Origin of the sequence: Microcoleus sp. S13_C5, from assembly GCF_036700845.1 — a bacterium.
GTDB lineage: Bacteria > Cyanobacteriota > Cyanobacteriia > Cyanobacteriales > Microcoleaceae > Microcoleus.
In genome coordinates this window covers 34803-47761 of sequence record NZ_JAUBPR010000009.1, presented here as the reverse complement: position 1 = coordinate 47761, position 12959 = coordinate 34803, and the positions used below count along the sequence as shown (strand labels likewise).

General features: G+C 47.1%; 9 protein-coding genes. 2 read left to right on the top strand and 7 right to left on the bottom strand.

The genetic code is table 11. From position 1 onward, the window contains the following. Nucleotides 1-221: 221 nt before the first annotated feature. The gene (locus tag QUA04_RS04475) at nt 222-2288 is read left to right on the top strand and encodes an amylo-alpha-1,6-glucosidase (RefSeq protein ID WP_333254152.1); all 2067 of its coding nucleotides are present in this window, start codon (nt 222-224) and stop codon (nt 2286-2288) included. A 35-nt stretch (nt 2289-2323) separates the two neighbouring features. Beyond that, entirely contained in the window at nt 2324-3364 is a 1041-nt protein-coding gene (locus tag QUA04_RS04470; protein WP_333254151.1) for a glucokinase, read from the top strand. A 291-nt stretch (nt 3365-3655) separates the two neighbouring features. On the opposite strand, the gene QUA04_RS04465 is transcribed toward QUA04_RS04470, so the two are convergent. From QUA04_RS04465 to QUA04_RS04435, 7 genes are all read right to left on the bottom strand, one after another. Further along, nucleotides 3656-5431 carry a tetratricopeptide repeat protein gene (locus QUA04_RS04465; protein ID WP_333254149.1) on the bottom strand — a complete coding sequence of 592 codons (1776 nt, stop codon included), beginning with the start codon at nt 5429-5431 and terminating at the stop codon, nt 3656-3658. 74 nt (nt 5432-5505) lie between these two features. Continuing rightward, nucleotides 5506-5994, bottom strand: a complete 489-nt coding sequence (locus QUA04_RS04460; RefSeq protein ID WP_333254147.1) for a hypothetical protein — start codon at nt 5992-5994, stop codon at nt 5506-5508. An 84-nt stretch (nt 5995-6078) separates the two neighbouring features. Next, on the bottom strand, nt 6079-6528 hold the full coding sequence (locus tag QUA04_RS04455; RefSeq protein ID WP_333254145.1) for an EVE domain-containing protein: 450 nt from the start codon (nt 6526-6528) through the stop codon (nt 6079-6081). Continuing rightward, entirely contained in the window at nt 6525-8885 is a 2361-nt protein-coding gene (locus tag QUA04_RS04450) for an FHA domain-containing protein (protein WP_333254143.1), read from the bottom strand. The genes QUA04_RS04455 and QUA04_RS04450 overlap by 4 nt, the downstream gene beginning before the upstream one ends. A gap of 77 nt (nt 8886-8962) precedes the next feature. Then, entirely contained in the window at nt 8963-10795 is a 1833-nt protein-coding gene (locus QUA04_RS04445; RefSeq protein ID WP_333254142.1) for an ABC-ATPase domain-containing protein, read from the bottom strand. Between the two features lie 163 nt (nt 10796-10958). Beyond that, a complete protein-coding gene (locus QUA04_RS04440) occupies nt 10959-11996 on the bottom strand; it encodes a M20/M25/M40 family metallo-hydrolase (RefSeq protein ID WP_333254140.1) in 1038 nt (345 codons plus the stop codon). Between the two features lie 352 nt (nt 11997-12348). Next, the gene (locus QUA04_RS04435; protein ID WP_333254138.1) at nt 12349-12927 is read right to left on the bottom strand and encodes a hypothetical protein; all 579 of its coding nucleotides are present in this window, start codon (nt 12925-12927) and stop codon (nt 12349-12351) included. Nucleotides 12928-12959 lie beyond the last annotated feature (32 nt).

Genomic DNA, 12959 nt, shown 5'->3' with positions numbered 1-12959 from the left:
TAATATTACTTAATATAACAAACAACTAACTTTAGACAGAGGCATCAAAGGCTAAAATTGTGTAAGGGGCAAAAGTAGCAGTTGGTGAGGCCGAAATTAGAGCAGGAATGGGCACGGGGCCGATCGCCAAATTAACGGCCTGCAAGCGTTAATATTTCTGGTTGATCTCATGTCGAAAATCTACCTAAAGGTAGGTCAAAAATCAGCGCGAGTGTGTTTTTATGGTTATGGCTTTTGGACGGGAAATCTGCTGCAATCTCGACTCGGCGGAGTCTCGCGAGTGGTTGGTCACAAACGGGATCGGCGGTTACGCTAGCGGGACGATCGCAAATCTCCTCACCCGCCGCTATCACGGCTTGCTGATAGCCGCCCTCAAACCCCCGCTGGGACGCACTTTGATGCTCGCCAAGCTGGACGAGACGGCTGTGTATCACGATCGCGCCTATCCGCTTTATACAAACCGCTGGGCCGACGCGACGATGGAACCCCACGGCTACAAATACGTCGAAAGCTTTCACCTAGAAGGCACGACGCCTGTTTGGAGGTTTGCTCTCGCCGACGCTATCCTGGAAAAGCGGATTTGGATGCAGCAAGGTGCTAACACAACATATATTCAATACCGCTTACACCGCGCCTCACAACCGATCGCCCTCGCTGTCAAAGCCCTGATCAACTACCGCGACTACCACCACACCACGAGCGCCGGCGACTGGCAGATGAGCCTACAAACCTTGGAAAGCGGGGTTTGCGTGACTGCATTTCCCAAGTCTGTACCCCTGTACCTGCTGACGGATGCCGAACCAGACGCGAATTTTCGAGTTTCTACGCCTTTATACAATTGGCATTACGGATTTGACCTAGCAGCCGAAAAGCGGCGGGGATTGGACTACTGCGAGGATCACTTGCACGCGGCGACTTTTCACATGACGATCGCACCGGGACAGTCTCTCACATTGATAGCCAGCACCGAGAAAAATACCGAACTCAACGGCGGTACAGCTTTAGAAGAGCGTCGCACTTATGACCAACAACTGCTGCAAAACTGGTCAAAAGTGAGCGAATCTCCCGACTGGATCAATCACTTAGTGCTCGCCGCCGACCAATTTATAGTCAGCCGCCCGCTACCGGAGGAACCCGAAGGCAAAACGATTATCGCCGGATATCCCTGGTTCAGCGACTGGGGGCGCGACACGACGATCGCCCTACCCGGTCTCACAATCTGTACCGGGCGATGGGAAATTGCGCGATCGATTTTGCGGACATTTGCGCGGTATGTCGATCGGGGGATGCTGCCGAACCGCTTCCCGGATGCGGGCGGCGAACCGGAATACAACACCGCAGACGCCACTCTGTGGTACTTTGAGGCTATTCGCGCTTATATCGATGCCACGGGGGACGACGAACTTTTGAGCGAACTCTGGCCGACGTTATGTGAGATTGTTGACTGGCATATACACGGAACTAGGTATAATATTCGCCTCGATCCCGATGACGGTTTAATCTACGCCGGCGAAAAGGGCGTGCAACTGACTTGGATGGATGCGAAAATCGGCGATTGGGTGGTGACGCCTCGGATTGGTAAGCCGATCGAACTCAGCGCGCTTTGGTACAATGCTATACAAGCTATGGCAAGTTTTGCTCGAAAATTGGGCAAGCCTCACAATGAATACCAGCAATTGGGCGATCGAACGGCCGCCGGATTCACTCGTTTCTGGAACGCCTCAACCGGTTACTGTTACGACGTTCTCGACGGCCCAGACGGACACGATGCCTCGCTGCGGCCCAACCAAATATTCGCCGTATCCTTGCCCCTATTAACTGGGTATCCGCCTCCGAACTCTTTATCAGCAAGGGGACTGCGGGCAAAGGAAACCCACCGCTATACACCCTTACTGACACCCATCCAGCAGCGCGGCGTGGTGGACGGCTGCGCTCAACAGCTTCTAACTTCTGTCGGCCTCCGCAGCCTGTCGCAGCAGCACCCGCAGTATCGCGGCGCATACGGAGGCGACCAATTGCAGCGCGACAGCGCCTACCACCAGGGCACAGTTTGGGGCTGGCTGATTGGCCCGTTTGTCTTGGCGCACTTGCACGTATACAAAGACCCTGCACAAGCTCGCGAATTCCTCGAACCGATGGCACATCATATAAAAGCCGACGGAGTTGGCAATCTGAGCGAAATTTTTGAGGGCGACGCCCCCCACTCGCCGCGGGGCTGCACGGCTCAAGCTTGGACTGTGGCTGAGGTGCTGCGGGCTTGGTTGGCAATTAATACTGTGGGTGTTTAAATGGGGAATGTTATCTTTGGTGGAAAAAGAGATTTATGGCATTATTATTAGCGGGCGATATTGGCGGAACTAAGACAATTTTGCGCTTAGTGGAAAGGACAGTTAACGGTGAAATGAACGCTCTTTACGAGTTCCGCTATCCGAGCGGGGAGTTTCCCGATTTAGTACCGATGGTGCAGCAGTTTTGGACGGAAGCTGCTATGAAATTGGATTTTGCGCCATTGCCTGAAAAAGCTTGTTTTGCGATCGCAGGCCCGGTGGTTAACAACACTGCAAAACTGACTAATTTGCCTTGGAGGCTGGATGCGAAACGTCTGGAACAGGAATTAGGAATATCACACGTTAGTTTAATTAATGATTTTGTTGCGGTTGGCTACGGCGTGTGCGGTTTGGATGCTACAGATTTGCACACTTTGCAAGTTGGAAAACCCCAACAACACGCTCCAATTGCTGTGATTGGTGCGGGTACTGGTTTGGGAAATTGTTTTGCAATTCCCGACGTAAATGGGGTGAGGGTTTTTTCTTCGGAAGGGGGACACGGTGACTTTGCGCCGCGATCGGAGTTAGAGTTTGAATTGCTGAATTATTTGTTAGCAAAACACGACATTCCCAGAATATCGATCGAGCGAGTCGTTTCGGGACAGGGAATTGTGGCAATTTACCAGTTTTTGCGGGACAGAAAATTTGCGCCGGAATCAGCGGAGGTAGGAGAAATTATCAAACAATGGGAGTCAGAAGTCGGGAAAACGGAGAAGACGGTCGATCCGGGGGCGACAATTGCACAGGCGGCACTCAAAAAGTGCGATCGGCTTTCGGAACAAACAATGCAAATGTTTGTAGAAGCTTACGGTGCTGTTGCAGGAAATATGGCTGTGACACTTTTACCTTACGGTGGTTTGTACATAGCTGGCGGCATCGCTCCTAAAATTTTGCCACTGATTCAAGAAGGGGGTTTTATGCGAGCTTTTACCCACAAAGGCCGGATGGATTCGCTGTTAGAAATGATGCCGGTGAGATTGGTTTTAAATGATAATGTAGGGTTAATTGGAGCCGCAGTTTGTGCGGCCGGTCTTTAGTTAAGACACCGAAATGATAGAGGACACGGTATTGCCGTGTCCCTACCCCGATTCATTGTAGGGAAACGGCATTGCCGTATCCTGATTTCTTAGATTATCCTCATTCAAGAATCTCAAATTTTATGGGATCGTAAATATCTCTTAAACTAATCTGAAACTCAACCGATTCTAAAATTAACGTCTCATCCTCAGACTCATATACAAAATCGGATGACTAATTATATCATAGCTGGGATTAAGTAGACTAAGTAAAATAGAATATCCTTTCTAGTTTTAATCTAAAATTTAAAATTACTTCCCTTCCAGTTCTTCCAGCTTCCGCTGGGCCAACTCCTTCACCTGCGGATATTGAGCGACGGCTAAAGCTTGGCGATAGCTTTCAATTGCTTTTACTTTGTCGCCTTTGAGTTCATAAGCCATGCCGCGACTGTAGAAGGCTGCTGCATCTTTAGGATTGAGTAGAAGGGCTTGATTGAAATCGGCAATGGCCCGATCGTATTCCTTTTTATTGCCGTAAGCATTGCCGCGATTAAAGAAGGGTTCTGCATCTTTAGGATTGAGTAGAAGGGCTTGATTGAAATCGGCAATGGCGCGAGCGTATTCCTTTTTATAGTAGTAAGCATTGCCGCGATTGTTGAAGGCATAGGCATCTTTAGGATTGAGTAGAAGGGCTTGATTGTAATCGGCAATGGCGAGATCGTATTCCTTTTTATCGTAGTAAGTATTGCCGCGATTGTTGAAGGCATAGGCGTATTTAGGATTGAGTAGAAGGGCTTGATTGAAATCGGCAATGGCGCGAGCGTATTCCTTTTTATAGTAGTAAGCATTGCCGCGATTGTAGAAAGATTCTGCATCTTTAGGATTGAGTTTTAGGGCTTGATTGAAATCGGCAATGGCGCGAGCGTATTCCTTTTTATCGTTGTAAGCACTGCCGCGATTTTTGAAGGCGGCTGCGTATTTAGAATTGAGTAAAAGGGCTTGATTGTAATCGGCAATGGCGCGATCGTATTCCTTTTTATTCTTGTAAGCATTGCCCCGATTGTTGAAGGCTTCTGCGTATTTAGGATTGAGTAGAAGAGCTTGATTGTAATCGGCAATGGCGCGATCGTATTCCTTTTTATTCTTGTAAGCATTGCCCCGATTGTAGAAGGCTCCTGCGTATTTAGGATTGAGTAGAAGGGCTTGATTGAAATCGGCAATGGCGCGAGCGTATTCCTTTTTATTGTCGTAAGCATTGCCGCGATTGTTGAAGGCTGCTGCATTTTTAGGATTGAGTAGAAGGGCTTGATTGGAATCGGCAATGGCGCGAGCGTATTCCTTTTTATCGTTGTAAACAATGCCGCGATTGTTGAAGGCTGCTGCATTTTTAGGATTGAGTAGAAGGGCTTGATTGTAATCGGCAATGGCGCGATCGTATTCCTTTTTATAGTAGTAAGCAATGCCGCGATAGAAATAGATAGTGGCTGGGTCAAGTGCAGCTTTATTTGGTTTAGCCACTGAAAGTGCTTCCGTTAGTTGCTTAATAGCATTATCCCAATCATCCGCTGCATAAGCAGACACCCCCAATGTCACCAACGTTAAATATTTCAGTTCCTCTGCTAAATTGACTTGTATCTCAAAACTTTCTAGCGCAGCCACCGCCATTGTGCGAATTTCTCCCTGCACTTGCTTACCTACATCGATATAATCCTTTGCTGCTGAAAGCATCTCAAAATTCACGCTGACTGCTGCTTTCTGCTGCGTCTTGCCATACCAACCCCAAATCACAATATCCGCCTTTTTATTCTTGCCCAATTCCCGCGCTTTATCTTTACCTTCCTGCTGACTAATCGCTTGTTTGAGGGGCTGAATTTTCACGGTTGGGTAATTTTTAGTTGCATCCTGCAAATTCTGTAAAATCGTTTCTGTGACGCGATAATTTTTCGCATCCACCCCATCAAACTCCGCTAACAGAACCGTTACAGTTTGGTTTTTTTGTTCGCAGTGTTGTATCAGACATAGAGGTGATAACTGAGGTTGTAGAAAATGCAAACCTATACCGCTACCACCGAGACTCAATAACCCCATCGCCCCTGCAAATAGCCAAAGCCTTGTTGTCCTTTGCGGGCTCCCCCCCGAAGTTCGGGTTATTTCGGAGGGCGTTACTTTTTTAGTTTGTCTGCAAAGGTACAAAACGTGGGAAATACCCGCCGCAACAATCCTTCCGTATCCAATTCCATCTCATAGGAAATTACTCCCGGCAACAACGGAATCGCTGCTTTGAGTTTTCCCGCCGCCGGAATTCCCGGCTTACTCAATTCCGCTTTGATTTCCTGTAACACCTTCATCAATTCAGCATTACTCTGAACCGCAGGTTCAATCTCCATAAACTCCACTTCCTGCACCAATTGACTCACAACTATTTCCGCATCCGCTTCGGGGGGAATCGTCAATCCGGCAATTTCCGCCTGCCAGCGCAGCCAATAGTCTCGTTCAACGCTACCGAGTTCTTCTTTCAGTTTATCAATTCCCTGCTGGATCCGTACCTTTTGCGCGTCTTCAGCCAACCGTTTCGCTGTTTCCTGGCAAGCGAGTTGATCGTAGTAGCCTTGGACTTGAGATTGCAGGTGGGACAGGCGACGGCTAATCATCGAAAACTCCAAATAATATAATCAGTTTAAATCTCATATTCTCACTATACGGCTCGACATCCGCATCTATTTTCCTCTTTTCTCCTACTTCATCTTCAAAATCTTCTGTGCCGCACTTTCAGATATCGGCATCACCGATAACCGATTGCCTTTCCTCACCAGCAAAATCTCATCAGCACTAAACTTTTGTTTCAGTTCATCCAAAGATATTAATTTAGCAAATTCCTCAACAAACTCCACTCTCACAGTTTGCCAGCGAGGAGCATCAAACGGCGATTTAGGATCATAATATTCGCTATTCATATCGAACTGACTCGGATCAGCAATCCCAGCTTCCACGACGCGCACTAAGCCGACAATTCCCGGTATTTTAGTATTAGAATGGTAAAAAAATACTAAATCTCCCCGACTCATTTCTCGCATAAAATTGCGCGCTTGATAGTTGCGAACGCCATCCCAAATGGAAGTGCGATCGCCCTTCAAGTCCGCAATACTGTAAACATCCGGTTCCGACTTCATCAGCCAATAATTCATAGAATATCTTTCCGCTTCTGCAACCACAGAGTCAACATCAAATAAACGAAAATATGCACGCACAAAATAGCCCAATTTAAACTCAAATTCTCCCAGGTTGGATCGTAAACAGGAGTAGGCTCAAACGGCTGAGGAAGTATGCTCCCATCCGGCAATGTAGTAGGTGCGGGAACCATCCCATTCACATTAACTAAAGAGCCGTAAGCACCGACAGACCAGCGGCTTAACATCAGCCAAGAAAACTTGCTCGCCGCACCTTCCATCTTAAACAAAACTCCAGAAAAAATAATTTGAGGCAGCAATAATAGAGGCAAAGCGCTATTAGCTTGAGAGCTATTTTTAACAATCGCGGAAACCACTAATCCGAGACTTATGCAGCTCATTAAAGTTAGGAATGTGGTAATACTTGCCCCCATCGCCCAGGAAATAAAACTCGGTTCGGGGGATTTAAAAGCAATCAGAATAACTCCTACCATTAACAGTGTTTGCAATACTGCCAAACCAGAAAGTATAAATATTTTTGAACCTAAATAAGCAAACAATCCTAAATTGACCAAACGTTCGCGCAGATAAATAGCAGATTCCTTAACAATTTCTTGCAGAGAAGTTGCCAGTCCTACCCAAATCGCCGCGCAGGTAAATACAAATAAAACTCTGAGCGCTAAAGGTGCTAAAGTTGCCTCCGGTGCGCCAATTAATGGGTCTTTATCTCTGACGGCTAGCCGCAGCAAACTAATGCCTATTGGAGCCGTTAAAAGAGCTAAACTCAAGTTAACTAAGTCGCGGGAAACGAGTTGAAAATAGCGCTGGGCAAGCAAAACGAGTTGTTTTACAAAAGATTGAGATTTTGGTACAGAAGGTGCAGAAGGTATTTTTGCATTAGCCTGGCCTGTGCTGAAGTGGTTGACAATATAGCGCTGATAGTAGTGAGATTTATTAAACTTTTCTGCCCAGCTTAGAACGTTGGTTTCTCCTGTCTCTAATTCGTTGTAAATGTCGGCAAAATCGCCAGTTTTGACATCGAAAAAATCGAGCGCTTCCCTAGGCGGACCGAAGTAACAAAGGCGTCCGCCGCGACCCATAAAAACAATACGATCGCACATCGTGATATTTGCCGTCGCGTGAGTCACCAGAATCACCGTCCGGCCTTGGTTTGCCAACTTTCGCAGCAGTTGCATCATCTTCTTATCCAAACCCGGATCGAGTCCTGAAGTCGGTTCGTCTAAAAAGAAAAGTTTCGGGTCTGCTAACAGTTCAACTCCGATGCTGACCCGCTTCCGCTGTCCGCCGCTAAGCTGTTTTACCAAAGCCTTGCGACGGTGAGTCATTTCAATATCTTCTAAAGTTTTTGCGACTACCTGCTTGACATCTGTATCGGGAGGTAAGCGCAATTTAGCTGCATAACTTAAGACTTCTTCTACTGTCAAATCTGCGTGTACAATATCATCTTGAGGCACGTAACCGATTTGATTGCGATAAATATTGAAGTTTTGGCGTAGGTTGTCGCCGTTGAGAAACACAGCGCCGTTAGTAGTTTTTTCGATCCCTAAAAGCGTCCGCATTAAAGTAGATTTACCCGCACCGCTACCGCCGACTAAAGCCACAAACTGCCCGGGTTCGATCGCCAAAGTGATATTATCCAAACGCTTCGGAATCACCAGACTGTCAGCATCCAAACGAATTTGATGGCCCGAGTCTTGCATCTGCAACTCACCGCTGCGGTAAGTTAGAGTAAACGGGCCGATCCGAATTGCATCTCCCTCGGACAACTGTACAGAATTTGTCACTCGCTGACCGTTAACAAAAACCCCGTTAACGCTGTGGTCTCGCAAAATATAATTACCGCGACTGTCTTGGTCGATTGTGGCGTGGCGTCTAGAAACAAGCGGCGCATCTAATTGCAGCGAAGCGTTTGGATCGCGGCCCAACAAAACCGACCGATTCTTAAGAAGAATTGACTGCTTGCTAGGGACAGCAACCTGATTCGCCAGCGGATTAAAATAAGTCAGCAAAACTTGATTTTGAGGATCGAGACCGATTTTAATTTCTGTGCCGTTTTTCAGACAATAACCGTCATTGGGAGTGATGCGAGTGCGATCGACAAATAAGCCATTAGTGCTCGGCCGCTGCCCGTCACCGTCGTAAATCCAGTAATTATCCCCAATTTGGCGCAAAACACCGTGAACGCCCGAAACTGCCCGCCAAGCATCGGGAATGACTAAATCAGCACGAGTGCGATCGCGCCCCAATACGTGCTGCTGCTGTTTTAACTCTAACTGTAAAACCTCGCCTTGATTGCTTAATACTAAATAAGGTCGATCGCTTAAAGCAGTCAGTTGTCCTATATTGCCTGTCATACTTCAATCGCGGTTTTTGCACTCACTTTTGTCAGCATATCAAAAGTAAGGCAACTATCCACTTATATTAAGCAAGTCTACTTAGCAACAACCGACAAGCTGCGAAGCCGATTAATTGCCGCCGCCAATTCAAAGCGCCGAAACATGGCAAAATCCCCTTCAGGAAAAGGCGATAAAATATCCATTCCCTGCGCGTCAATATCTGCCATCACCAAATCTATGATTTCCGACAAAGTGCGTTCCCCGTCCATGTATTGCTGCTTAGCATAAACCATTGCCGCAGCGATCGCCCTTAACTGTCCGCTGTCCACAATTTGCTCAACAGAACCCAAATCAATCTCCTCAGTTCCGAAAGCCAATTCATCAACATCCCGCACCTTCACCCGCACATCTCGCCGTCCTCGACTCGGATCTAAACTAGCAGGAATCGGCACTCTTTGAGTAATATCACCAAAATTTTCTCCCCCTTCAGCAGCGCGGCTAATCGAGTAATTCTTAGCAATTTCTTTAGCTTTCACCGTTACATTGTATGCTTGAAAATTATCCATTGCAATCACAGTATCCGCCACATCAAAATAATCGCCGCTTCCCCCCATTACTAAAATAGTCGATACGCCATAATCCGCATACAATTGTCTCACTTTATCAATAAACGGCGTAATCGGTTCCTTATCCTTAGCGATGAGTTCCTGCATTCGGCGATCGCGAATCATAAAATTCGTCGCCGCCGTATCCTCATCCACCAATAAAACAGGCACTAAATTCTCTTCTGAAGAAGCGACTAATTCCAAAGCCTCAATAATATTAGCAGCTTGCGACGTGCTACCACTAGCATTCTCAGTATAAAATTGTGCAGTATCCCTACCTTGTGGCAAGTGGTTAATAAAAGGCGAAATATCAACTCCCGCAACACTTCTGCCATCTTCCGCTCTAATTTTAACCGCCGCCGGATTAGTCACCACAAATTCCCGACCATCTCCCGCAATTCGGTTGTAAACTCCCAACTCGATCGCCCTGAGTAAAGTTGATTTGCCGTGATAGCCGCCCCCAACAATCAAAGTAATGCCAGCGGGAATACCCATACCGGAAATCCAACCGCGATTCGGACAATTAAACTCAACCTTTAACGACGGTGGCGACTGAAAAGCCACAGCATTATTTAACAAAGGACTGTTGTCAACACCGCTGCGGCGGGGTAAAATAGAACCGTCAGCAACAAACGCAATTAATCCGTTTTGAGCTAACTGCTGCCGCAGCCAGTCAGCATCTTCTACAGTTTCAACATGACGGCGACATTCCGCAGCATTTAAGTTAGCATACTTCAGAGAATTGCTGACAATTTGCGGAATATCTTCGCACAGCATTTCAGCAGCTTGTCGCCCTAAGATACTGCGCCCGCCCGCTGGAAGTCCGACGGCAAATCGCAGTTCTACCCCCCCTAATTCCCCCCCTTGGTAAGGGGGGGATATAGAGATTTTTGCCCCCCCTTGGTAAGGGGGGGATATAGAGATTTTTGCCCCCCCTTGGTAAGGGGGGGTTGGGGGGGTAATAAATGCGGAAGTTCGCTCTAAAACTTCTTGTCCGAAGCGAGTCACTGCAATCATACCGCTTTTCCCAGTACCGCGTTTGCTGCTGATGCTGTGTGCTGCTTTGTCAAACTGGCGAGTTAGGTAATCTCGCAAGGCTATTTCTCGACTGCGAGAGTTTAAAAGTTCGCGGGGAATTTGAGCAATGTTGGGGGGAACTATGACTCTAAATTTACTGGGAGAAGCAAATGGATCTCCCTGCACGTAATCAATAATTAATGTGAATTCGGAAAAATCGTAACTACCTTGAATGTCTTTGTAGCCTTTGTAGCCTCGATTGTCTAGTTGCAGTAAATGCCGTTGCAGGCTTTCTTTGTTAGTCATTTGTTATTACTTATTAGTTATTTAGCTGGTTCCTAGACTCTGCCTAGGAACCGATGCCCAGATGCTCTGCCTCGCTTGCTTTGTGTGGGAAAATTGGAGGCAGAGCCTCCGGATATGCGTTACCAGGCCGAGCCTGGTAACGAGTAGAATTACCGATTACCAATTACCTAATTTCCAATAATTTAGCCACGGCATTGACAACAACTTGAGCAGAACCGGCGAAAAAAGGTCGATCGATAGTTGCTAATGTATCGCTAGATTGGTGATAGTGGGGCGATCGCAAATTTGCAGTATCCGTCACCAACACAGCACCAATTCCTTTATACCAGAAAGGCGCGTGGTCGCTGCGTAAAACATCAGGAGTCAGCAACCCTTTCAGGGGAACCGGCAGCGCCACCACCGCAGGCAAATCGGCTTTTCCAGACTCTGCAAAACTTTTCAATAGCAGCGGATGTTCCGCATCCCCAATCACAGCGATAAACTCGCCTTTGTCGGGAGATTTTACTCCCGATGCTTCTAGAAAAGGTTGCGCTGTCAATCCTTCGGGATATCGCTGGCATCCGGGCGTGTGGCAGGCATAACCTACCATATCCAGGACGATCGCACCCTGCAAATTTTTTAACCGCGCGTCGCTACCGGTGAATGCTAAACTGCCTAAAAGTCCAATCTCTTCCCTGTCGAAAAAAGCTACTTGCAGTGTCCGAGGTGTGGGACGAGAACCCAGCAATCTTGCTACTTCTAAAACTACTGCAACTCCCGTCGCATTGTCGTCAGCCCCGGGGGAGTTTGGTACAGTATCGTAGTGTGCTGCCACTAAAATTGCACCCGCATTTGAGTCAGTACCTTTTCTCTCAGCGAAGACGTTGATTCCGCGATCGAACGGCTGCAACTCTGGGGAAAATCCTAATGTTTGCAGTTGTTTGGAAATGTAGTCTCTAGTAAAAGAACGAGATCGTTCTCCCTCGCGTTCTCCTGCTAAACTATCGACGTGTTTCCACAAGCGAGATTGGTCAATTTGGGGTTCAAAAACAGCATTTTTTTCAATAGAAAGCGGTGAGGGAGACGGGCTTTGGGAAATGTGGATATTGCGATCGCTCGAAACTGCGGGTACACCCGACAGCCGCTGCCACGAGTCAGAACGCCAACCCACAGCCGCCATCGCAACCATAATAAATAGCGCTATCCAAATCAATTGTTTCATCAGTAAGTCTATTTGAGATTTTAGACACGGCTTACGCACTCCTCGCTCTCATCAACCGCGTTTTTTAGCGGAAGCGAGGGCTGCAACAAAGTCTTTTCGTAAAACCCGGTTGATGCGTCCAGAACTGTTATATTTTAGATTTTAGATTGACACCCGAGTTAAAAATAAACCTGTTTCAAGAAATGAAACTCAAAAATCTTAAAATTAACTGCGCCAGAGGCAGTTTTGTATTTTTTCTGTAAAAAAGCAGGTAAAATCCCTGGGATGTTGCCGTCGAATCAGTCTTGCTTATTGGAGCGTTCGACGGCGGCATTCAAATTACTAATTTACCTTTAACATTCACAAGCCAAAATTACTTTTTTTCCCACTCAATCTCCTTATTCTCCAGGAGCAACCCGCTGCTGCTGGGAAAAGCATAAGGAATAGTTTTGGCCGAAAATTCCACTATTTGAGTTGGTTGTTGAAACCACTCGGAATAACTGGGATTGAGTTGATCGTACAGTGCTTTTAAAGCTTGAATCTCTGCCTCTAGCTGCGCTGCTGCTTGATTGATTCTCCGAGCTTGTGCTTGCAAGCGTTTTTCCCCGGTTTGAACGTCGTTTTCTACTTCTTGCCAGTGCTTTCCGGCCAGCAATTTGTCTAGTTCACCTTGTTTGTAATTGAGTAAAGCCTGTTTTGGCTGCAGTTGCTTTTCAATATTTTTAGTCTCTCGGTCAATTTCCTGGATTTGCTGCAACCACTGCTCCCCAAAAGCAGCAGTTTGCTGGTGGAACTCAGCAATGGCTTCAGGAGTATTATTTTTGGGAAAACTGACTGCCACTCGGCACTCAGAGCGCTGTACGCCAAGTTTTTCCAGCGACTCTTGCAGGGCGGTAACTTCTGCTTGCAGCGCGCGGACTTCTTTTTGGAGTTCTGGGATGGTCTGACTCATGGGTTCAATTAGTGGACCTCTTCATCGATTTT